Source organism: Maribellus sp. YY47, assembly GCF_023111095.1.
Lineage (GTDB): Bacteria > Bacteroidota > Bacteroidia > Bacteroidales > Prolixibacteraceae > Draconibacterium.
The window spans coordinates 194,702-218,102 of sequence record NZ_JALGYW010000009.1; the positions used below are offsets into that span (position 1 = coordinate 194,702).

Here is a 23,401-nt window from a genome sequence, read left to right on the forward strand (position 1 = left end):
ATGAAAAGGAGAAATTTTATAATGGGTATTTCTTCTATGCCCATTTTAGGTGCATTTTCAATTGGAGCTACAAAAAATATTTATAAAGTATTAAACGATAAAAAAGTTGACTCAAAAGAACAACTAAGTATCAATCAATTTGATGTAATAAGCGAAAGACTACCAAAACCTACAGGAAACGAGCAAAACAGGATAAGAATAGGTCTTATAGGGCATGGTTGGAGAGGAGAAGGTCTGTTAAATTCGCTTGGCTTCTTTCATCCCGATTACGTTAACAAGATGAAAACGGAGAAACTTTACGAGAGATGGCTTCCCTATCAAAGAAGGCATGAAAATCTATTTGTAGATATAACCGGTATATGCGATACTTTTGATATTCATTCTGCACGAGGGTTAGACGCTGCCAAAAACAATGTTAGAGAAGATAGAAATACTCCTGAAATTCTATCCAAAATAAAACAATACAGAACATACAAAGATATGCTCAATAGCGATAATATTGATGCAGTTATAATAGCTACCCCCGACCATAGTCATGGACAAATTGCAATAGATGCAGCAAAGGCAGGCAAACATATTTACCTGGAAAAACCAATGTGCCATACTATTGAAACGGCAATTGAACTTAAGAAAACAATTGGCGATTCGGGCGTAGTCTTTCAGATCGGACATGAAAACAGGCAACAAATGAGTTACAAGCTTGGAAATGAACTATATCAGAAAGGGGTTTTAGGCGATGTGTCGATGATACAAACTTTTACTAATAGAAATACACCTTTTGGCGCGTGGATACGAGAAAGGCAATTTGACAATTTAGGAAATGAAAGTACAATAAACTGGAAAGAATTTTTAGGCAATGCCCCATGGCATAATTTTGACCATAAGCGCTATTTCAACTGGCAACGATATAACGATTATGGTACAGGTATGATTGGAAACGACTTTTCGCATACATACGATTGCGTTAACCAGGTTCTAGGAGTAGGAATACCAGAATCTGTAGTAGCAATGGGAGGACATTTTTATTATAATGTTGGCAAAGACGACTTGGCCGATGTATTTAATGCAGTTTTCTACTTTCCCGATAAATCTTTAACAATGAGTTACGACGGAACTCTGAAAAGTGGAATATATAGGCAAACGAGAATATTAGGTTCGGAAGCTACTATGGAAATAGACAGGGCAATAATGCTATATAAGGACACCTACTCTAAACGATATAAAGATATTGCCGAAGACTCGGATAATCCGTTTTATTATTATGCCCCAAATGCCCGTGTAGATGTTGATGCTGTTACATCGGCCACATCAAAAAACTACTTTAAAAGTGGTTATGGACCTACATATATCGACGGAAAAATAATAGATGCAACATTTCTTCATCTAAAAGAATGGGTAGATGCAATAAGAGGACAAGGAAAAGTTAGTTGTGGTATAGACGCAGGTTTTGAAGAAGCAGTTACTCTTTGTATGGCAAATTTATCATATCTGCATAAGAAAACTATTTCTTGGGACAAAGTAAACGAACAATATTCTATAGGCTAAGTATTATGAACAATCAGTATTCAAATAAACAAATTATAGCACTAACATTGTTACGTGTTGCTATCGGATGGCACTTCCTTTATGAGGGCCTTTTTAAATACCTTTCCTCCGGTTGGTCTTCCGCCTCATTTTTATTACATAGCACAGGTCCTTTGGCTCCTTTATTTAAAAGTTGGGCACAATCCCAAACAATGATAGAAAACATAGATGCGCTAAATATTTGGGGTTTAATATTAATAGGATTAGCGCTTTTTCTCGGTTTTTTTGAAAAGCCAGCCAAATTTTTTGGCATTGTTTTGCTGTCTTTCTATTATTTGGCATATCCTCCTTTTTCTAACCTTGCTGCAAATTTTCATACAGGTGGAAATTATTGGATTATAGATAGAAACATAATTGAGATAGCCTCTCTAGTTGTGCTAATGATGTTTAGCTCAGGTACTTATACCGGACTGGATCGATTTGTCGTAGATAGCAAAATAAAAAAAGACAGTATTATTTATAAACTATTCTTCCATCGTAAAAAGATATAATTAAACTATTATCATATTTAACATAACTAAAAATGAAAAAGTGCTTATGAAAAAGGATTCAAATCAAATTATGTTACTATTAGCAATATTAATTATTATGATATTGCCCGGTAATTCAAAGGGGACAACCTTACCTATTCCTGACAAAGAAAAGAAGATAACAGATGTTACCTCATATCAGGCTAAGCGCCCCTTAAAAGGAAGAGTGGTTGACGAAAAAGGAATTCCTTTGGTTGGTGTAACAATTAGGATTAAAGACCAAGCCAATGGTACCGTAACTGATGTAGATGGTTATTACCTTTTAGATATAACAAATGATGAAAATGTAATTCTTATTTTTTCATATCTTGGTTATACCTCTCAAGAAATAAAAGTAGGAACCAGTAATGAGTTAAATGTTGAACTTAAATCAGAAATCGCTCTATTGGATGAATTTGTGGTTGTAGGATACGGTACAATGAAAAAACAAAATCTTACAGGATCTGTATCCTCCGTAACATTTGACGAAGCATTAACGAGCCGCCCAGCCATGAATTTATCTTCTGCTTTAACCGGGTTAAGTGCAGGGCTTAGTATCTCACAAACGTCAGGAACTCCAGGTGCAGAAAGCGTAAACATCTTAGTAAGGGGGCAAGGTACAATGAACGATGCTTCTCCATTAGTTATTATAGACGGTATCCCGGGTGCGCTGAATGATATAAATCCAAACGATGTAGAGAACATTTCTGTACTCAAAGACGCCTCATCATCAGCCATTTATGGTTCAAGAGCCGCTAACGGGGTTATTCTGGTTACAACCAAAAAAGGAAAAGAAGGAAAAGTTACTTTTAACTATAATGGATATGTTGGTTGGCAAAATGCTTCAAAAGATGTTGACTTTATAAGCGATATGGCAACGCATATGGAATTGGTAAACGAATCAGAGGGAAGAGAAAAATACTCAACCGACCTAATTGAACAATGGAGACGGGAGTCGGCTCTTGGCAATCCTTTATATCCAAATACCAATTGGCACGATGAAATGTTAAATACCTCTGTTTTAAACGAACACAACATAACTGCCAAAGGAGGAAATATAGATAACCAGTTTTTCTTATCTCTAGGATATTTAGATAATAAAGGTATTATCGATAATTCCAGTTACAAAAAATATTCATTTCGATTAAATGTAGATTCAAAAATAACTAAATGGTTAGACTTGGGAGGTAATGTTTATGGCTTATGGTCAGATAGAGACCCTATTGACGTTACCAGTTTCTTTAATAATATTAGGAATACAACACCCGGTGTTATTCCTTTCTATGAAGACGGCCGTTATGGAGGTGAAATGTTCGAAGGGCTACCTCCAGGAGCCAACCCTCGTGCCTATATTGACAATATAAGGGGAAATTATGAAACCCAAAAATTAGGCTTGAAGTTTTATGGAAAAATAAAATTGTTCAAATTCTTAGAGTGGGAAAATAGTTTCGGTTTTAACTATCGCAATTATCGTAATTGGACATACACTAACCCATACTCGCTGTGGAATTTCCAAACCGATTATCAATATCCTCAAACTCCAAGTGTAAACAACCTTTATAATGGAAGCAGAAGAGACTATTCAACAATTATGAATTCTCTTTTACACTTTAATTATTCATTTAATAATACTCATAACTTTTCAGCTTTGCTCGGATTTGACCAACAATACAATAGAATGGACAAATTTGACGCAAAGAAAAATGATATATTAGGAGATGACGCCATTTATATAATGGATGCAGGCGTTAACCTTGAATCTATAACAGGTTCGGGAACCGATGATGCTCTTCAATCATATTTTGGCCGAATAAACTATGACTATAAAGGGAAATACCTTTTTGAGGCTAATGCGAGGTACGATGGCTCTTCAAGATTTGCAAAAGATAACAGGTGGGGCTTTTTCCCATCATTCTCTCTTGGTTGGAGGTTAACAGAAGAGCAATTTGCACAATCCTTGAAATCTGTATTTGATGATATCAAAATAAGAGGCTCGTGGGGAAAATTAGGAAATAATAGAATTGGAGACTATACTTACCAAGTTGTATATGGTTCATATACCTACCCATTCGCAGGTCAACTTCAACAAGGAGTAGCTCCTATCGAAATTGCTAACAGTAGGATAAAATGGGAAACAACCACAATTACTAATATTGGGGTAGATTTTGTTCTTCTAAAAAACAGATTATCTGTAAGTGCTGAATATTACGATAAAACAACCAGCGATATTTTAACTAAAATACCAATTCCATTGGTAATGGGTAATTTCTCGCCACCTTGGCAAAATATAGCAGAAATGAAAAATAAGGGTGTTGATATTCAGCTATCTTATCATGGAGAAATTAAAAAAGATTTTTCATACAACATTAGTGGAAACTTATCAACTATAAGTAATAAAGTAACTAAATTTAATGGAGACCGATCAATCAGTGGCCCAACTATTACCGTTGAAGATGAGGCATTTAGAAGTTTCTATGTATTAGAATATGACCATATTATACAAGATCAATCGGAAATAGATAATTTACTTGCAGAAGGTTACACATTTAGTTCTTATGTTGGAGGCACACCCAGCCCTGGTGATATATTGTATAAAAATAATAATGACGACAAAGTATTTGATGATAATGACCGTGTAATAAAAGGCTCATCTCTTCCTAAACTTTCATATGGAATAAATATAGGAGCTGCATATAAAGGATTCGATTTTAATATAGTAGGACAAGGCGTAAGCAACGTTAAAGGCTATTGGGGAAATGACGGGTTTAATACTTTCAACATAAATGAAGGATTTTTACTGAGATCAGAAGTATTAGACAGGTGGACTCCTGAAAATAAATCGACAAAATATCCACGATTGCATACTTCAGGAGCATCTATTAATACAGCATATAGCGATTATTGGTTATACGATACATCCTATTTCAGAATTAAATCTATCCAGTTAGGATATACTTTCCCTCAAAGAATAAATTCTATATTTCAGATTGAGAGGTTGAGATTATATACAAACTTGGAAAACTATTTCACTTTTACATCCTTTGACGGGTATAACCCGGAAAATCCAAGCATGGCCTATCCTTTAATGAAACAATGGGTAATAGGCTTAAATTTAACATTTTAAAAGAAGATTATTATGAAAGGTAAAATATTATTAGTATTACTATCAACTTGCTTTCTATTTTCTTGTAGTGATTTCCTCGATCGAAACTCGTTGGTTGGGCTATCTGAAGGAGATTTTTGGCAATCGGAAAATGATGCAATAATGGGAGTAAATGCCATATACAATGTTAATAAGGAATTTACTAACAGCATAGTCATTTATGGCATGTTAGACGACTTTACCGACATCTCTTATCAATCGTGGTCATCAGGCTTAACAACAGGAACTTACCCTGCTAACGGAGGATTTTACTCAGGTGCATGGGGTATGTTTTTTAAAGGTATTTATAGAGCAAATACTGCTATTCAACAAATATCTAATATCCAAATGAATGAAGATTTAAAAAATCGCACACTTGGCGAGGCTACATTCTTTAGAGGATATTTCTACTTTAAATTGTGGGACTTTTTTGGAGGTGTTCCTATCTACGATTATCCGATGAATGTTAACGAGGCATATAAAGCCCGGAATACAGACCAAGAAGTTTACGAATTTATTGTAAAAGACATGACAGAGGCATATAAGCTATTACCCGAAAGTTATGCAGGAGAAAACGTTGGAAGAGTTACAAAATGGGCAGCATTGGCTATGCGCGGAAAAGCTCATCTTTGGGCTAAAGAATACGAAAAAGCAGCTTCAGATTTTAAAGAAATCATGGATGAAAGCGACAGAGAATTATTAGCTGATTATCACACTTTATTTAGGGTAGCCGGGAATAACAATAGTGAGGTTATTTTCGATGTTCAGTATATTGAGGAATCAGGACAAGGTATTGCAACTGATAGAAATTATGGAAATGCATCGGGGGTAACAAGAGGCTCGCAACGCACTCGCCCTACCCCTAAATTGGTAAATTCGTACGAAATGGCAGATGGTTCTCCTTTCGACTTCAGTAATTATACAAATGCACGAGGAGAAGTTTTTAATCCCAACAGTATAGAAGATTGGAATGATGAAGAATCTGTAAGAAAACTATTCGAAAATAGGGATCCTCGTATGAATCAATCAATAGTTGTTCCTTGGTCTGAATTTGTAGGAAAAACCGGGGCATCTTTGGAGTACAAATTCCCGGTGGTTGCAGGCGATCCCAATGCATATGTACCGATATGGACAAAGGGAAGCTATGCTTGGCGTAAGTTTGTAGAAACCGGTTCGGGCTATACACTGCAAGATAATATGCCTCAGAATATCCCTCTTATTCGTTTGGCCGATGTAATATTGATGTATGCCGAAGCAAAGAATGAAGCTCTTTCTGCCCCCGACCAATCGGTGTTCGATGCTGTAAAATCTATACGTACCCGTGCCGGAATGCCCAATCTTCCTTCAGGATTAAACAAAGAACAAATGCGCGAAAGGATTCGCCACGAAAGAATGATTGAACTTTGCGGAGAAGGACAACGCTACTCGGATATACGCAGGTGGAGAATAGCAAAAGATGTTGTAGATGGCGTTTGGATGACAGAATTTACCGGGGTAAAAATTCGCCAAAGAGGATTCCCCGACCGTTTCTATCTATGGGCTATACCACAAACAGAGTTAGATTTAAATCCTGCATTAACTCCAAATCCAGGATGGGAATAATAATTATCATTTAGAAAAAGACGATAGCATTAATAGTCCGTTAGTTTTTTTAAATTTCGAGAAATAAATAAAAACTTAACGGACTATTTTTAAATAATACCATTCTACTTGGAAATTTGCCTAATTTCTTCTTTTATTAAAATTTATATGTCAAAAAAAATATTCATTACTTTTTATTTTTTATTCTTCTACGCTATTTATTCTTTTTCTCAACAAAAAGAGGAAGAATTTATTTATAATTTAACTCCCGAATGTGTTTCTACTAACAATAAAACTACTGAAAGAGTTAATCAGAATAAACAAATACAACTAAAAAAAGACATAGCTTCTCTTGATTCTGTATATCGAAAGAAACCTGATATAATATTTGAAATAAAGGCACCAAGCTCCGGGTGGTATGAAATGATTTCCCATGTAAAACGTCAGGAAATTCTTCCGGGCTATGTAAAAGATTTATGCATTCAAATGCAATTTGATAATCTACGAAAAACAAAAAGAATTGTTTCGGATGCTAGAGATTACGAATTTCATGTTTTGGGCAGTTTTTTTCTTCCTCAAAAAAAAGTGAAACTGAAGATATGGCTTCCCCGTAACATACAATTCGAGAAAATAGAAATAAAGAAATATATACCCACCAAAGTGCCCACCGCGGCACAAAACTATCAACCCAATATTATACCTCCAAGAACTCACCCACGCCTTTGGGTAAATAAAGAATCATTACCATTAATCAGGTCTCGTTTAAATAAAAAAGAAAATAGTGAAGCATGGCAAAAAGTTGAAAATAGTGCTTTAAAGAAATATACATTTCATTTTTCTCCGCTACACGAGATATCTTATTCGACCGATTTAGAAAAAAATGTAGAAACAAAAGCCTTTTACTATCTAATGACAGGCAACAAATCAATAGGAAAGGAAGCTATCGGTCTTATATTAAATTACTTATCGGTTTTGGAGTATGGCAATATTAACTATGGAGATATAACAAGAAATATAGGACACTCGATTTATGTATCGGCTCTCGTGTATGACTGGTGTAACGATTTATTAACAGAAAAGGATAAAGAGAAACTTTATAACTCAATGATGCTTCTGGCAAGAAAAATGAGCATTGGTTGGCCTCCTTTCAAAGAAAGTGTTGTAAATGGGCACGGAGCCGAAGCACAAGTAAATCGCGATTTATTAGCTATGAGCATAGCTATTTATGAACGAGATCCAATACCATACAAATACACTTCATTTGTCGTTCTTGAAGAGTTAGTTCCCATGCGCCGCTTTGAATATCAATCTAGTCGCCATAGTCAGGGCATTGATTATGGAGCATATAGGCATATGTGGGAAATGAATGCTGCCTGGCTATTTTACCGGATGTCGGGATTACAGGTATTTGACGATAATATAAAAAGATTACCTCTCTATTGGCTGTATATGAGACTGCCTAACGGACAATTGTTTCGAGACGGAGACGTATTCCGAGAAACTAGTCGCACAAAATCATATTATTGGAAACAACCCGAAATGCTGTTGCTTGACTATACTTACTCTGATAATGCCATTTTAAAAGGAGAATTTCTACGACAAGGAGAGTTGCCGGATAATCCAATATTATTCCTCTTATTAAACAATCCGGATTTAATTCCTCAAAAGAGTTATAGCCATTTCCCATTAGCAATTGAAACCGGACCTGTAACCGGTTCTCTTATCTCTAGAACAGGATGGGATATGAGTGCCTCAAGTAAAAACGTAATTGCAGAAATAAAAGGAGGTGGATTTCATTTCGGGAATCATCAACATGCAGATGCAGGAGCAATCCAATTATATTATCATGGCATGCAAATATGCGACCTAGGACTTTATATAGCTTACGGCATACCTTATGATTTTAATTTTAATAAAAGATCTGTTTCTCATAGTATGATGCTTGTTGTTGACCCTAAAGAATCGTTTGGAGAAAATCTGGTTAACGATGGCGGAACAAAATTCAACCGGCGCTGCCCAAAATCTTTACTTGAAGCGCAACAAGACAAATGGTTCGATAACGGAACTGTTATCTCATCGGATATAGGATACACTGATAATAAATTTTTGTACAGCTACTTTAAAGTTGATCTTACAAAGGCATATACGCATAAAATAAAAGATTATAAAAAAACATTTTGCTTTGTTAATACGAAAAGGGAGGACATTCCTGCTTTTATTATCACACTAGACGACATAACTACCATTGATGCAGATCTCAAAAAATATTGGAAAATCAATACTCTAAATAAACCTACCATAACAGATTCTGTAATTATTTTACATAATAAAGACGAAGCCGAAGTAGAAGGGAAAGTACATATAAAAACTATACTCCCCTCTATAGAAAATAGAGATGTTTCTTCATGGAATAACCAGGATACATGCCATTTTATTGATTCCCATTATACTATTGTAAAAACGCAAGACGATGAATCCAAAGGATACCATATTGCTATTAGTCCAAAATCGGCAAGCCTTCGCGATAAGTTCTTAAATGTATTTATAATGACGGAAGATAGTATCCAGCCTTTGCCTGTAAATTTTAAAGAAAAAGACGGAAAATATATTGTAAATATCTCAGACTATATTGTTGTATTAAATTCTGATACCGGCTTTATAAAACATCCTTTTAATCTTTATTTATCCCAAAGCGAACAAGATGTAATACTAACAGGATTAAAACCCGGACGATGGCGTTTGTTTTGCCAAAACAATAATATAACTTCTGAGTTCACTGTAAATAAAAATAAATGCTCATTCTCATTTAAAAGTGAAATTGGAAATTATATTATTTCGCCCATCCCGTAACAACTTGTCAATCAATACAAAATACCATTTCAATTAAGAATATAAATGATTTTTGGTTATGCAGAAGGGGAATTTTTATTGAGCAAATTTGCTGATGAAATGGTATTTGGTACGAGAAATAGAATTGAGACCGCATATCCAGGGGAAGATTACAATCCAATTTAAAATATCCCGGGAATAGTTAAACTCCCGGGATTGTTTTTCCTTCTGTTGGGAAAAAAGCTCTATCTAAACTAACTATTAAAACTATCATCTTTAAAGAATAGATGTATGGGCTAAACATTCTCGGTATAATATACTTATCTAATATTTTTAATACTAAAATTTACGCTTTCATTGTCCTGCGTATATTATTAATAGAATTCCAAATCCAAAAAATACAAACATATAAGTTAGCGTTCTATTTGTCCCTTTGGGCGAATTTTTAAACTCGCGCCAAATGAAAACGCCCCACAAAGCCGCTACCAAAGTAGCTCCCTGGCCCAAGCCATAAGAAATCGCAGCACCGGCTTTTCCGGCAGCAATCAAGTTAAACGAATTCCCGATTCCCCAGATCACTCCGCCAAGTACTCCCACCAGGTGTATCGGTAATTTTCCTTTAAAATAAGCTTTGTAGTTGGTCGGTTCACCACTGATGAGTTTTTTCAACAGAATTGTATTAAACAGAAAGTTGCTGATAAAAACACCCAGAGCAAAAATTACAAAAGCCGTGTAAGGCGTCATCATGCCTTGCGCGGGAGAAACAAAATTGTCGAGGTCCATCGATGCGGCTACAAAACGGTAAAAGAACGACATCAATACACCCGCCAGAATCGACACCATAATTCCTTTGGTGCTTACTTTCTGACTGCCACTGGAAGCTTTTTTATACGCCAGCGCATTAATGATGATGGCTATGGTAATCAAGCCCACGCCAAGGAACAGAAATACCGGATCTCCTTTTTGAGAGCCCATGTAATTGATGATTACGCCCAATACGAGTGCGAGCCCAATGCCCACCGGAAAAGCCACCGACATTCCCGCAATGGCAATCGCCGTAGAAAGCAAAATGTTGGCCGCATTAAAAATGATTCCGCCTAAAAATGCACTTCCGATATTGCCCATATCCGCTTGTTTCAGGTCGGCGATAAAACTACGGCCTGCCTCGCCGTTACTTCCCAGTGTAAAAGCCATAATCAGCGACAACAACAGGACACCAATTACATAACCCCAGTAATAGAGTTCGTAACGCCAGGTTTTACCGGCCAGTTTTTGAGTATTTCCCCACGATCCCCAGCAAAGCATCGTGATAAAGCAAAGAAATATCGCGAATGGATAACTTGTTACTATGTACATGCTTGTTAGTTTTAGGTATAAAATTTTATGATTCTACTAATTATCTCCTTGATTTACCTCCTGCTTTTGCAAAAAAGCGAAAACGTCTTCTACTGATGGAATCGATGGCTGGGCTCCCAGCCTTGTAACGCAAATGGCCGAGGCAGCAGAAGCAAAACGCAACGCCTGCTCCCAATCATGTCCTCTCCCCAGTTCAGCCGCCAACGCTGCGCAAAAAGTATCTCCTGCAGCAGTGGTATCAACAGCTTTCACACTAAAAGCAGGCACGACAAACTGTTGATCCTGACCCTTCATTATACACCCCTTTTTCCCGAGCGTTAATACCACCGACTTTACCCCAAGAGATAATAAGCGATCGACCACACCTTCCATTCCCATTTTATCTATAGTAGTCCCTGAGATCACCTCCGCCTCTGTCTCATTAACAACAAGTACATCAACTTTTTGGAGAACCTCCGCCTCTATTTTGCAGGCTGGAGCAACATTAAGTATTACTTTCTTTCCAGCTCTGTAAGCTATGTCACAAATGGTTTTCACTGTTTGGTATGGAATCTCCATTTGCAGCAACAGTATATCTGCCGAAATAATCTCATCTTTATTCTCCAAAATATATTTAGGTGAAAGCTTTTTATTTGCTCCCGGAGTGATTACTATGCAATTCTCGCCTTCAGCATCCACCCAAATCATAGCTGTACCGGAAGGAGTATCTTCCACTATAAGTGAAGCCTCAACATCGAGCCCTTCTCTTCGGTAGTATTTTAATGTATTCTCACCGTTGACATCTTTCCCCAAGCTCGTTATAAATTTTACGTCTCCTCCTAACTTATATGCAGCAAGAGCCTGATTTGCTCCCTTGCCACCCATAGCCTGCAAAAAATGATTCCCCTCAATAGTTTCTCCAGCAACGGGAAACCGTTCTAGTCTTGCAATCAAATGAGTGGGAAGGCTAAGCAATACCGGATTGGAAAACAATCGCAGGAAAAAGTGAGGGAAACTGCCCAAAAGCTACACTATGTACCCAACCATTTTGCGGCTAACCTGAGAACATGAAGAAGCGGAACCTTAGCGCTGATCATTCCTTCGCTGAATAATCCATTTTTTGCAGGCATTGCCAGCGAAATCAATACCGAACTTCGGAAATTCAATTACATCACCATCATCAGCGACAGTGACGAGAATGTGGAAACAGAAAAAATGGAACTTCTGCAATTGACAGCCAGAAATATTGAAGGATTGATCATTGTACCGTGCGGCGACCAGTGGAAACACATCAAGGAAATCCAGGACCAGGGAATTCCTGTAGTTTGCATCGACCGCTATTTTGAGGATCTTGATATTCCCTATATCTCCACCGACAACTACCAAGGTGCTTACAAAGCCACCCGTCACCTGATTGAAAATGGGCACTCGCGTATTACCTGTATTCAGGGCGTACAAACCTCAACGCCCAATCGACTGCGGGTAAAAGGATTTATCGATGCCATGAAAGAAGCAGGATTCGAGTCGGAGAACATTGCCGGCGACGATTTTACCTTTCAAAACGGCTACCTCGAAACCAAGTTGCTGCTTCAGCAAAAACTACGCCCCACCGCTATTTTTACGCTGAGCAACACCATTGCCATGGGGTGTATGAAAGCGTTAAAAGAAGAACAGATTAATGTACCGAACGACATTTCATTAATTACTTTCGATGATCATCCCTACCTCGATTATTTATCTACTCCCCTTTCGAGCATTGCCCAGCCCGTAAGCGACATCAGCAAAATTGCCGTTAAGTTTCTGCTTTCAAAAATTCAAAATAAAGAAATTACAACAAGTCAAGTATTACTAAAACCAGTTTTAATATCAAGAAGCTCCATTAGCTCCATAGTTAACACTAAGTTACAAAAATAGACAACCACTTTATCTGGAGATGGTTTTCTTAAATTGAAATAGCAAAGAGGTAATCTGACAATTCTTTAAAATATTTACTAAATGTTTTGTATGTAAATCTTTAGCCTAACTTGGCCAGTTGTAATCGTTTTCTCATCCTTTCTATGATTCAAATGGACAATACAGCCGTTTTACACGTTCTATACTCAACAGGATTAAAAATCAGTAATGTAAAGATTTGCCGTATTCGAAAGTTGAATTACACAATCTAAGCTTAAGACTAGCAAAATATGAGACTAAAAGCTCAAGCTAGGATTGGAACAGACATAAAACGGGTTATGACAATAGCGAAAATGTCGTCTTAAGACATATAAGTCGAAGATCGAGAAGTCTCATAGGGACTTCTTCTTATGCCTTGAAACAACTTAACAAGATCATACATTATATCGGCTATATCAATCAGTGGAGCTCCGGTAATCGACAACAACCGGCAATAACACCAGTACAGACGATCGGACTAAAAAATACCCATACAACGCTAATTACAAGGACAATACAATCTACAAGGCTATTTAATCATCTAAAAATACAGCCCCAAAGACCAATAAATGAAAAATTTGTCACCCGTTTCGACAAATCTGATCTATTTTCAACCAAAGGACAGATGATAAAGGCCATACAAACATCCTAGCAATATGCTAATAATATGACCATTAACAACACTGCATTCTTATTTATCTTCCTAAAAAAACTTATAAAAAGGATAAATCCACGTTCCGGCAATTTTCGACATTGTGCTATAATGTGTAGAAGTGATTCGATAGTGCTATACAAGAGGTCACAACATACCAATGATATATACTTTAACCCCAAAAAGGATCCCCAGTTTCCTGAGAATCCTTTTCGAGATGGATGCAAAATGTGCGACGGATCAGTTAACGAAACGCAGTTGCTTCTCCATTACCTTTTTAAGTTCGTTTTCATAAAAACGAATATCCGATACCGGCACATCAATATAATCATACTCTTCGATTTTCGAAGCGTTAATATCAGTATGAAGTTCCAGTAAACGTGTATTAATTCCGAATTTCCGATATTGATAAATCAGAAAAGATGATGCCATAATATCAAAAGGTATTGTTCCCTCGCTTAATCCAACCAAATAATTGTTATAATTATACTGCCGCACCTCCTGTGAAGAATTATCAATCATACGGATAACATCTTCTAAATGTTGTAATTCTCTAAGTACGATTTGCTGCTCATCAAGAGAAAATTCATTGTGCTCCATCATCTCCAAGGTCTCAGCATAAATTTCGCTAGGCTTGTATTGTTCGTTTTCCATATTTAAAGTGATTTGCAGTTATTGAATTTGATCTATAAACCTTGAAGGAATAGTAAAAAACGCATCCCTGGAAGCCATATATGATGGCATGGTAATGACCAGATTTTCCTTCGGACGGCTACAGGCCACATAAAATAACCGACGTTCTTCTTCCAACTCTTCAATGCTGTCTAAAGCCTTTACCGACGGCATCAGTCCATCCAAGGCAAACGGGATAAAGACAGAATGCCATTCCAGACCTTTGGCTGAGTGAATGGTAGATATTGTCATTGGCTTTTCGTCATCATCCTGTGGCCGTAACGAACTCTGAAACTTATCCGAAGGCGGTTCCAGGGTAAAGTCACTTACAAACTGCTCCACACTTTTGTATTTCCCTGCCAGCGAAGTCAGTATATCAAGATCATTATACCTGATTTCGTAATCATCCACCAGAGCCATCAGAACGGGCTTGTAATAATCCAGTATGGAATCAATAGCTGATGCTGAATCATCCTGCTTTTGCTGACAGGAATTAATTAGCCCGGATAGCTGTTTTAGTATCTTGTAGTACTTTTTACCTGAGAATCCGGAGAAATCAATACTCCCCTTTTTTCGATGAATTTCCTGTATGATCTGCCCTGCTGTAACTTTTCCAATCCCGGGAATCAGTTTTAGAACACGCTGCCAGGATACGGCATCATAAACATTGAAGCTGATTTTCAGAAAGGCCAGCACATCCTTTATGTGACGCTTTTCTACGAATTTGATACCACCTACCATAACAAATGGTATCCCTCGTTTATTTAGTTCAATCTGAATGATATTTGAATGCCAGCTGGCGCGAACCAAAACTGCCATTTCAGAATAGGGTATCCCTTCTTCCTTTAACCGAAAGATCCGGTCTGCAATGAATTCTGCTTCCTGCTCCGTATCGTAAAGTTTCTTTATTAAAGGTTTATGAGGTGAGTTCCTGTCGCTGAACAAAGTTTTCTTAAATCCCAGAACAGCGGATTCAACGATCCTGTTCGTAAAATCAAGGATCTGCTTGTTACTTCGGTAATTCTGCTCGATTTTGATCACCTTACAACTCTCATACCTGGAAGGAAAACGAAGTATGTTTTCAAAATTCGCCCCCCGAAAACCATAGATGCTTTGCATGTCATCTCCAACTACGGTTACGCAGTTTCGATCACCTGTCAGCAGTTCCACTATTTCGTTCTGAGCAATGTTAGTGTCCTGGTATTCGTCTACAAGGATGTATTTAAACTTCTTTTGCAACAGCTGCCTGAACTCCGCATTATCTCTCAGTCCGATTCGTAACCGATCGATCAGGTCATCATAATCCAGCAAATTTGCCGCTTTTTTGTACTGGTTGAACCCTTCTTCTATTTTTACAATCTGCAGTGTAAATTCAACCTGTGTATTGTAATACTGAAAGATAATTTCGTCAACAGGCTTTTCCTGGTTATGCGACTTGGATATAATGTCATAGACGGTGTCTTTCGAGGGAAAGGCCTTTCGGCCATTCCCTGAAATCTTTAATTCTGTTTTCACCAGATCGACAATATCCTCTGCATCCTTTGCATCGATAATCGAGAAATTCGGTGACAGCCCAACGAAGTGATGATATTTGCGTAGTACGTAATTCGCAAAAGAGTGAAACGTTCCGCCAAATACATTTCCGGGATTAGTTCCTTTAAGTAGCACGTTCACCCTGTTGAGCATTTCCTTTGATGCCTTCTTTGTAAAGGTCAGCAACAGGATTTCTTCCGGCAAATAACCTTTTTCAATCAGGTAGCTTACCTTGTAGGTTATAACCCGTGTCTTTCCTGTTCCTGCACCGGCAATCACCAACAAAGGATTATCGATCTCCAGGACTGCACTCAATTGCTGAGAATTTAGCTCTGCCTGGTAGTCGATCTTGTACTTTGTCGGATCATCTATTTTATGACTGACTATCTTGCTGTCGATTGATCGTGCAATTGCTTGCAATTCTTCTATCCGGCATTTCAGGTCATCATTTGGCAAGGCTTCTATACTCGCTTCCTGACCTGTTTCGCAAGAGAAACTGTACGGATCAGAACCGGATCTATTGAATTTAGCGCTGCCCGCCAATGAAATAAGATTTCGAAATTCAGAATTTGTATTCATTTGCTTTCTGTTTAAATTATTACTCTGATCCGGGGATAAATGGAACCCGGTAAATCCGTGAAAAAACTCCGTTTGTGATGGAATATTTACCCCATAATATATCAATAGGATCTAAAGGCTGCAGATCTCTCACTGCAAGTTTCTTGTCAGGAAACCGTTGCTTTAATTGTTCTTCTACATAGGGAATTGGCCTGTATTCGAGAAGAGCAAAAAAGATTTTAAACCAGATCTTACGATCATTCCTCGAAAGAAATTTCTCACATTGCGTCTTCTTCTTATCCAGAATGTTCTCGTTTAACAGGCAGGTTCCGTAAGAGACAAAGCCACCCTTTTCCTCCACACTGAAGTTACTGTACCTGGAATATGCACAGGTAGCACAACTTCTGGTGACCGGATTAAAAAAACATTTCCTTTCGTGTGCAGCACAAGATGCCTTCAACTTGTAATTCTTTTTTTGCAGTAACTGCATTCATAAACTTCAATCTTTTTCATAATTTTAGGATTTTAAATGATTAATAATCTACTACTTACACTCTATTTTTCTATGATAAACTTTCTTCTGTACGATTATAATTTGATGCAGACCTTCCCTATTCACCGATCAGAAGCAGTCCCGGAGGACGTCTGATCAGTGCAACACTTTTTGTTGTATGGGCTTAAGCCCAAATCATTCTGTAATTTTTGCTACCAGCGCTTTTTCTTCAAAACTGTAGCAATGTGGAAAGCTGCGCTATGTTGAATCATTGAAACCTTTGCTTGGGGCTCCCGCAGCCTTTTTGGCTCTGATATGGTTTGTTATCTGTTCTACAAACTTGGAATGAGTAGTCATTATACTTTCTTCCTTTATCGGAGGTATTTCTTTGGCTCCGGCTACAGCCAACTTCTCCATCAGATAGGGAGCTGCAATTGCAATGAACTGGATCAGATCTTTTGTTTTAATGCTTGCCGGATCATTCTTTAGCCGCTCGCCCATCAGATTCAGTGATTTCAGAAAGGTTGTGCGAAGCTTAACTGAGATATTTTCCAGGTCTGCATCCAGTATCATCTTTTTTCTGGCTATGTTTTTTGATTCTTCAAATACTGCCGGTTTGTTCTGCAGGTACTCCGACCAGTACTGTTTATAATATCGTGCAACTGTTGATCGTGAAATCCCCAGTTCCCTGGCCGTTAGCGATTGGTTCATGTTATTGGACTCCAACGCTCGCAGGTATCTTAATTTCTGACGTTCAGATGATTTCTCGTATATTCTTTTTTGATCATTCATTTTCTTTGTTTTTAATTGTGCTAAAACTCTTTGTCAAATACTTCCGTGGCTTCTTTGAACCTGGTCATCTGGTCGTTACATTTAACATCAAAACTTCCCAGCTTACCCCGGCGATGTTTTGCTACCGAGAACTCAATAATATTTTCTTTCTCCCCGGGTCGATGCAGGAAGAACACGCTATCGGCATCCTGCTCTATTGACCCCGATTCGCGCAAATGAGACAGTTTTGGTGTTTCACCCTCTGCTGTCCGGTTCAGCTGAGATAGTGCCAATACGGGGATGTTTCGGGTCTGTGCGATCATTTTTAATGTTCGGCTGATCTGTGCCACCTCTTGCTCCCTAATCATAGCCTTCTTAACCGGGCTAATCAGCTGCAGGTAATCAATGATTACGAAGTCGCATTTCCCGTGTTTATGGTTTTCACGAACCATAGCCTGCACCTGTTCCACGTTCATTCCACTTGCATCCCGGAAGATGATCGTAAGGTTTTCCAGTTCTCCGACTGCTTTATTGATTTTCTTCCAGTCCTCGGTGTCCAAACGTCCGTCACGTATATTAGCACGATAAATACCGCTTACGGTTGCCAACAGTATCCTGGCAAGATCTTCCTTTTTCATTTCATAACTGAAGAAATTTACCCGGTAGCCTGAAATTGCTGCCATCATTGCAAAATGAAGTGCAAAGGAGGTCTTACCTACACCTGGTCTGGCTGCCAGGATACACAAATCACCATTGCGCCAGCCACCGGATGCTTCGTCGAGGCTTTCGAAACCGGTTGGGATACCTGGTGTTTGTTTTTCCTTTAACCTGACACAATCCTGGTTCATTTCTTCCATGGTATCTTTCAGCACAATTGGTAATGGTGTTCCAGCATCTGCCACCGTAAAAATGCTTTCAAGATCGGTTCCGGACTGCTGCCACTGCTGACCAATTTCTTCCACATCCCTGCCATCATATGACATACCGATTATTTCAGTGGCCTTCAAAATTGATTCCCTTTGATAATACCTTTCAGCGATGATCCGGGAATGAGCCTCAATATGTGCGGCAGAAACAACATTCCTTGTTAGCTGGGTGAGATAACCCGGTCCTCCGATTGATTCGAGATGACCCGCATCTTTTAGGCTTTGGGTTACCGTTATTAAGTCTATCGGCTGATTCTTCGCCATCTGCGTCTTGATATGCTCAAAAATTTTCTGATTGGCTTCGGAATAAAAATGCTGGGCATCAATTATTCCGTTTATTTTTTCGAAAGCACCGTATTCAACCATCAGTGCTCCAAGAACCGCACCTTCTGCATCTAATGCCTGCGGTGGTACTTTATCCTGTATTCCCCAATAACTATTCATGGTTCTAACGTTCTAATTTTTGTATTTTTCTCTCTTCTGGTCTTTTCCGGTTAGCCGGACTGCTGTCGATAATTTCATCCTCCCAGTGTTCACCATTCAAATATGTGAGGGGATTTTTCCGAAATCGCTTATCCGGAGTGGATGCAACGTATTTTGGAACGTGCTCCAGTATCTGTTGCTGAACCTCAGGTGATAGACTCTTCCATTTCTTTCCGCATTGTTTCTTACCTTCTTTTTTATCATAAAGCAGCCAAAATCGATTAAATAATTCTTCTTTAATTTCTTTACCTTCTTGAATAGTGGCCCTTTGCCGGCCCCTTGACGGCCCTTTTGCTGGCCCTGCCCTTACCAGTGAAATCTGATAAGTACCCCATTCATTGATTGTTATCACACTGTATTTGCTGGCCCTTTTTATGCTGATTTCTCCTGTTCTTTCGAGCTTCAAAAGTGCCCCACGAATCTGCTTCTCTGTAAGGGCTAACTCGGATGCCAGTTTCCGTCTGCCTGTGATTAATTCTCCCGGTTTTAGATCCTGATCTTCCCTGCCACAATGATCATACGTTGCCTTTATCAGGAGGTGTATGAACAACCGGGATACTACAGCATCAGTGTACCAGCGCCAGTGTTCAATCTTTCGGAAGAGCTTGATGAAGGTTTCACTCATGACCTTGCCCCTCCCATAATTTTAATTGATGCAAGCACGGTCTGGCATAATCAGGATTTGACGTATAGTACTGATTCGGTTCTCCGGTGATCTCACAAGGTTTAAAGCCTGCATCCCACAGCATCTCAGCCTTTCGTAATTCTGTCAGGCAATGCTTTATGGTCCGTAGACTTAATCCGGTTCCGTTTTTTATCATAGCCTCGGTAGCAGATTTATCCCTGAGGTATTGAAGGATTTGTTTTAGTTCCATTGTTAAAACTTTAGTGGATGATTTCGGAATGATGTTTTTGCCATTGGGTCTATCATCCCAGGTAGTTTTTCAGTAAGGAATTTTGATTCGGATTTTCTGATTTTACTTCGGATTCTTCCTTCTTTTCATTTTTGTAATCAGACTCCTGGATGTCTTTTGTAAGATCCTTTAGTTCCAGCAAGACCTGTTGCTTGCTTATATTGTATTTCGAGAGCGCCTTATTCAGTTCCAGAGTAGCTGCCAGCATAAATTCTTCAGGAGAATTGCTGGTGCAATCAATATACACTTCCCTAACAACCGAACCGAAAAGAAACTTTTCTTTCCATCGAATTTCATATCCCCGGGAATTTTTCGAGAATAACAACCTAACTTCCAACCTTTTATCGACAAATCCCCAAATCAGTTGTGTATCCTCCCCATGTAACTGCGTAAAGCGATCGTTTTTCCCCCGCAGCATGTTTTCACAGGTTGTTCTTTCACTTTGTGTTTGTTCAGTCAACATTTCGTTGACGGTTGAAGAACTCTGCTTCATTTGATTGTTCATTTTTAAAATATTAAATGATTTATATTGATTTTACAGGCACCAGTGGGTGCTATTTTTCGATTATGGGTAAGATTATCTAATCCGCTGGAAACTTTCAGCAGCATTGAGAACCTCACTTTTCCAGTATCTAATCCGGCTGTTAATGCGAAGCGGATTAAGTATTCCTTTTTCTTCCCAGCGAATCATAGTAAGTACTGTTCTGACATTCAGAATCCGCATGGCCTCTTTCCGAGTAATCTGTTTATCTTCTTTTTCTGAACTGTCGGCAAGCTCGCTGTTTGAAGTTAAATTTGGTAGGTCCGTGGAAGTGTGAACCACTGGATCGCTTGTTTTAGTTGAAACCGTAGCATAAGAATTTCTAATCTCAAAAGCCTTTTGCATCATTGAATCGATAAAGGCACTATCAGTCGTACCTTCAGTCTCCTTATGGAATTTGTAAAGCTCGCCGGCAGTAAACACGAACTGTACATTTTTAAAGTCTTTTGAATTAAAATTTGAATCGTTCATTGCATTAATTTGTCATGATGTGATCAAAACTAATGCACTGGCAAACCGGAAAAAATAGGCACCCTAACGGTTACCCCAATGGCTATTAATGAATCCCCTAATGATTACCCTAATGAGCATCATTTTTACTAATGGGGATTAGATGACATGGTAATGATTCATAAAAAAACCGCTGAAAAATAATCAGCGGTTTATGATTTTAGATTGCGGAATCGATGCAGTCGTCTGGATTTATTGGCGTCTTCCCGGTGAAGTACCGTACTAGCGATCGTCCAAACTTTTTTTTGAAAACAAAAGCCGAATACAGATAGATTGCGGTCTTTTCATTCGAGGCAGGGAAATGTACGTCTCCGTCCTCTTTTAGTTTTTTGAATAAACAGGCAAATTGATTCTGTGTTCCATTGAAATTTATGTGAAACCTAAATGGTTCACCGAAAACAAATTTACGGAACTCTTCCTGAGGTGAAAAATATTGTTTCAGATTGTTATAGTGGTCTTCCTTAAATCTATCCACAAAAATAGGTCTGAGTAAATGAAAGCCGCTCCACTTAGCGGGTGTTGGTTTAGCTGGAGCTGCCTGGCCCCCTTCTTTTTCTTTAACAATTCTGTCAATAATATCCTTAACATGACTTATCGTATTCATGCTTACTTCCATACCTGGCTCTCCAACTATAAAACCGATATGTACGATATCTCCGAAAACTTTCTCCTGCTGTGCTACCTGAAAAATCTCATCCTGCCACATTTCCAATATTTCAAGGCAACCATCTTTAAAATTATCAAACGATATTCCCTGCCTACCGGCCTTTTCCCATTCTTCCTTCAGGTAGTATTCGAATAAATCATTCTCTTTCCCCTTGCTATATGTTTCTGTCAATATCTTTTCATAATCCAGTTCGTCATGATCTGGAGCAACGAGATTAATTATCAATGTCATATTTTATAGGTTATAAATTTTCTCCCAATGTTTTTGAAGCTTTCGTGCATGCTCTTCCTCTGATACCTTGATATATCTGAGGAACGAATTTATTGTTCTATGCCCTGTCATTTTCATAATGGTAATAACCTCCACATCCTGGTTATATAAGTTCGTTGCAAAACTTCTTCTGGCTGTATGACTGGTAACCATTTCCCACTTTTCAAGTGTCTTTTCTGAGTAGGCTCCTCCCTTGGTTATTCCCTTTATCTCCTTTTGGCGAAGCCGAGAAGCTTTGGCAATAAGTTTAAGATCACGATTGAATGGCTGGTTAGCTTTGGGCTTGGGAAGTTTCCAATCATGGCGTTCCAGAATTTCCTTGACAACCGGATGGAGTGGAATTATTACACGGCCCTTTGTTTTAGCCTGTTTGAAATAAATCAGGTTCCCTTTTATATTTTCGGAAGATATTTTGTCATAGTCACTGAACCTGACTCCGACCCAACTGGCGATCACATATAAGTCACGTGTATCATAAAGCCAGGGATGTCTGTCAAGGTTCACCCTTGAAATCCGTGAAATTTCTTCTTCATTCAGATAAATATTATCACTTTCTTCTGTTTTTAACTTAAATGCTTTGTAGTCTGAATATAGATTTACTTTCTCCTCTTCGGCAGCACGTGCCAATGCCTTAATCACTTTCATTCTGTCAAAAATCGTGTTTTGAGCTAATCCCTGCCTTTCAAGATTAAGGCTGTATTTCTTCATAAAGGCCAAATCAAGTCCCTTCCAATCCAAATCTGGATCGAACTCTTTGAGACTTTTCAACATTGCTTCGTATTTATACTTTGTTCGCTTCGCTACATTTATCGAGGCAATATGTCGTTCTGCCCAATCGTAAATGGCTGTACTAAGAAGTTTCTCGTATTTTTTTGGGAAGCGATATTGATCAACAACAGACAAAAGCCATCCCTTCGGATATTCGTTTGTTTCCAGAGATTCTTCTAACACATGGCTTTTTAGTTTTTGAAGTCGGTTTTGAAGCGGATCCTTACCTTTAAAGTAAGCTTTTGTGAAATCCTGCTTTTCAATATTCCAGTATTCAAGCTTTATTGTTTCACCGGTTGTCGTTGACTGGTCAGTGCTACCTGACTTAAATCGAATGCGGATAAAAACATCTTTGCTTTGATCCGTTGCTTTAGTTAAAACCTTGAAATATACTTTTGCCATTCGATCAGTATTTTCCAGGCAAATTACAAACATCGGGTATGACTTCAAAAATTCATACCCGTAAGTTATGAACAAAAGTAAAGTTATAAGAATAATTCTATTTAAAATATCTTGTTAAATCCGGCTATATAAGGGGCATTTGACAAAAATATGATTTACGAAGATATTTTTCAATTCACTTAATTTAGTCCGTCCTGGGCACTGACTAGTCCTAAATAAGCGTTACAGATTATTGGACTAAGTTAATAGATTCACAGACCGTTTCAAAGCTAGCTTTGAAACGGTCTGTTCTTTTATAGCTTTTAATTTTAATGGTATCTTGTTTGTGC

At 38.2% G+C, this 23,401-nt stretch carries 17 protein-coding genes; 6 read left to right on the forward strand and 11 right to left on the reverse strand.

Features of this window, described 5'->3' with window-relative positions; all coding sequences use genetic code 11:
- The 5 genes from MR764_RS09625 (at position 1) to MR764_RS09645 (ending at position 9,666) form a co-directional block, all read left to right on the forward strand.
- Positions 1-1,545 carry a Gfo/Idh/MocA family oxidoreductase gene (locus MR764_RS09625; RefSeq protein ID WP_247979202.1) on the forward strand — a complete coding sequence of 515 codons (1,545 nt, stop codon included), beginning with the start codon at positions 1-3 and terminating at the stop codon, positions 1,543-1,545.
- Positions 1,546-1,550: 5 nt separating this feature from the next.
- Positions 1,551-2,075, forward strand: a complete 525-nt coding sequence (locus tag MR764_RS09630) for a DoxX family protein (RefSeq protein ID WP_247979203.1) — start codon at positions 1,551-1,553, stop codon at positions 2,073-2,075.
- Between the two features lie 46 nt (positions 2,076-2,121).
- Positions 2,122-5,217 (forward strand): TonB-dependent receptor, encoded by a 3,096-nt coding sequence (locus MR764_RS09635; protein WP_247979204.1) that lies wholly within the window; start codon positions 2,122-2,124, stop codon positions 5,215-5,217.
- A gap of 12 nt (positions 5,218-5,229) precedes the next feature.
- Positions 5,230-6,837 carry a RagB/SusD family nutrient uptake outer membrane protein gene (locus MR764_RS09640; RefSeq protein ID WP_247979205.1) on the forward strand — a complete coding sequence of 536 codons (1,608 nt, stop codon included), beginning with the start codon at positions 5,230-5,232 and terminating at the stop codon, positions 6,835-6,837.
- Between the two features lie 147 nt (positions 6,838-6,984).
- Positions 6,985-9,666 (forward strand): hypothetical protein, encoded by a 2,682-nt coding sequence (locus MR764_RS09645; RefSeq protein WP_247979206.1) that lies wholly within the window; start codon positions 6,985-6,987, stop codon positions 9,664-9,666.
- 333 nt (positions 9,667-9,999) lie between these two features.
- On the opposite strand, the gene MR764_RS09650 is transcribed toward MR764_RS09645, so the two are convergent.
- Together MR764_RS09650 and rbsK are read right to left on the reverse strand one after the other, a co-directional pair.
- Positions 10,000-11,001, reverse strand: coding sequence for a GRP family sugar transporter (locus tag MR764_RS09650; protein ID WP_247979207.1), 1,002 nt, complete (start codon positions 10,999-11,001; stop codon positions 10,000-10,002).
- 36 nt (positions 11,002-11,037) lie between these two features.
- Positions 11,038-12,003 carry a ribokinase gene (gene rbsK / locus MR764_RS09655; protein ID WP_247979208.1) on the reverse strand — a complete coding sequence of 322 codons (966 nt, stop codon included), beginning with the start codon at positions 12,001-12,003 and terminating at the stop codon, positions 11,038-11,040.
- 66 nt (positions 12,004-12,069) lie between these two features.
- Between rbsK and MR764_RS09660 the strand changes: the two genes are divergently transcribed.
- Positions 12,070-12,894 (forward strand): substrate-binding domain-containing protein, encoded by an 825-nt coding sequence (locus MR764_RS09660; RefSeq protein ID WP_282189184.1) that lies wholly within the window; start codon positions 12,070-12,072, stop codon positions 12,892-12,894.
- A 910-nt stretch (positions 12,895-13,804) separates the two neighbouring features.
- On the opposite strand, the gene MR764_RS09665 is transcribed toward MR764_RS09660, so the two are convergent.
- The 9 genes from MR764_RS09665 to MR764_RS09705 form a co-directional block, all read right to left on the reverse strand.
- Positions 13,805-14,218, reverse strand: a complete 414-nt coding sequence (locus MR764_RS09665; protein WP_247979209.1) for a hypothetical protein — start codon at positions 14,216-14,218, stop codon at positions 13,805-13,807.
- Between the two features lie 18 nt (positions 14,219-14,236).
- Positions 14,237-16,348 (reverse strand): ATP-dependent helicase, encoded by a 2,112-nt coding sequence (locus tag MR764_RS09670; protein WP_247979210.1) that lies wholly within the window; start codon positions 16,346-16,348, stop codon positions 14,237-14,239.
- 730 nt (positions 16,349-17,078) lie between these two features.
- The gene (locus tag MR764_RS09675; protein ID WP_247979211.1) at positions 17,079-17,612 is read right to left on the reverse strand and encodes a helix-turn-helix domain-containing protein; all 534 of its coding nucleotides are present in this window, start codon (positions 17,610-17,612) and stop codon (positions 17,079-17,081) included.
- A 20-nt stretch (positions 17,613-17,632) separates the two neighbouring features.
- Positions 17,633-18,961 (reverse strand): replicative DNA helicase, encoded by a 1,329-nt coding sequence (locus MR764_RS09680; RefSeq protein WP_247979212.1) that lies wholly within the window; start codon positions 18,959-18,961, stop codon positions 17,633-17,635.
- Positions 18,962-18,965: 4 nt separating this feature from the next.
- On the reverse strand, positions 18,966-19,625 hold the full coding sequence (locus tag MR764_RS09685; RefSeq protein WP_247979213.1) for a hypothetical protein: 660 nt from the start codon (positions 19,623-19,625) through the stop codon (positions 18,966-18,968).
- A 302-nt stretch (positions 19,626-19,927) separates the two neighbouring features.
- Positions 19,928-20,419 (reverse strand): hypothetical protein, encoded by a 492-nt coding sequence (locus tag MR764_RS09690; protein WP_247979214.1) that lies wholly within the window; start codon positions 20,417-20,419, stop codon positions 19,928-19,930.
- Between the two features lie 72 nt (positions 20,420-20,491).
- Positions 20,492-20,926, reverse strand: a complete 435-nt coding sequence (locus MR764_RS09695; protein ID WP_247979215.1) for a helix-turn-helix domain-containing protein — start codon at positions 20,924-20,926, stop codon at positions 20,492-20,494.
- Positions 20,927-21,125: 199 nt separating this feature from the next.
- Positions 21,126-21,863, reverse strand: a complete 738-nt coding sequence (locus MR764_RS09700) for a hypothetical protein (protein WP_247979216.1) — start codon at positions 21,861-21,863, stop codon at positions 21,126-21,128.
- 3 nt (positions 21,864-21,866) lie between these two features.
- Entirely contained in the window at positions 21,867-23,072 is a 1,206-nt protein-coding gene (locus MR764_RS09705; protein WP_247979217.1) for a site-specific integrase, read from the reverse strand.
- Positions 23,073-23,401 lie beyond the last annotated feature (329 nt).

Excerpts from the sequence above, each read along its gene's own strand:
- MR764_RS09625 (WP_247979202.1), top strand. The coding sequence starts at position 1 with ATGAAAAGGAGAAATTTTATAATGGGTATTTCTTCTATGCCCATTTTA.
- MR764_RS09630 (WP_247979203.1), top strand. The coding sequence starts at position 1,551 with ATGAACAATCAGTATTCAAATAAACAAATTATAGCACTAACATTGTTA.
- MR764_RS09635 (WP_247979204.1), top strand. The coding sequence starts at position 2,122 with ATGAAAAAGGATTCAAATCAAATTATGTTACTATTAGCAATATTAATT.
- MR764_RS09640 (WP_247979205.1), top strand. The coding sequence starts at position 5,230 with ATGAAAGGTAAAATATTATTAGTATTACTATCAACTTGCTTTCTATTT.
- MR764_RS09645 (WP_247979206.1), top strand. The coding sequence starts at position 6,985 with ATGTCAAAAAAAATATTCATTACTTTTTATTTTTTATTCTTCTACGCT.
- MR764_RS09650 (WP_247979207.1), bottom strand. The coding sequence starts at position 11,001 with ATGTACATAGTAACAAGTTATCCATTCGCGATATTTCTTTGCTTTATC.
- MR764_RS09665 (WP_247979209.1), bottom strand. The coding sequence starts at position 14,218 with ATGGAAAACGAACAATACAAGCCTAGCGAAATTTATGCTGAGACCTTG.
- MR764_RS09670 (WP_247979210.1), bottom strand. The coding sequence starts at position 16,348 with ATGAATACAAATTCTGAATTTCGAAATCTTATTTCATTGGCGGGCAGC.
- MR764_RS09675 (WP_247979211.1), bottom strand. The coding sequence starts at position 17,612 with ATGAATGATCAAAAAAGAATATACGAGAAATCATCTGAACGTCAGAAA.
- MR764_RS09680 (WP_247979212.1), bottom strand. The coding sequence starts at position 18,961 with ATGAATAGTTATTGGGGAATACAGGATAAAGTACCACCGCAGGCATTA.
- MR764_RS09685 (WP_247979213.1), bottom strand. The coding sequence starts at position 19,625 with ATGAGTGAAACCTTCATCAAGCTCTTCCGAAAGATTGAACACTGGCGC.
- MR764_RS09690 (WP_247979214.1), bottom strand. The coding sequence starts at position 20,419 with ATGAACAATCAAATGAAGCAGAGTTCTTCAACCGTCAACGAAATGTTG.
- MR764_RS09695 (WP_247979215.1), bottom strand. The coding sequence starts at position 20,926 with ATGAACGATTCAAATTTTAATTCAAAAGACTTTAAAAATGTACAGTTC.
- MR764_RS09700 (WP_247979216.1), bottom strand. The coding sequence starts at position 21,863 with ATGACATTGATAATTAATCTCGTTGCTCCAGATCATGACGAACTGGAT.
- MR764_RS09705 (WP_247979217.1), bottom strand. The coding sequence starts at position 23,072 with ATGGCAAAAGTATATTTCAAGGTTTTAACTAAAGCAACGGATCAAAGC.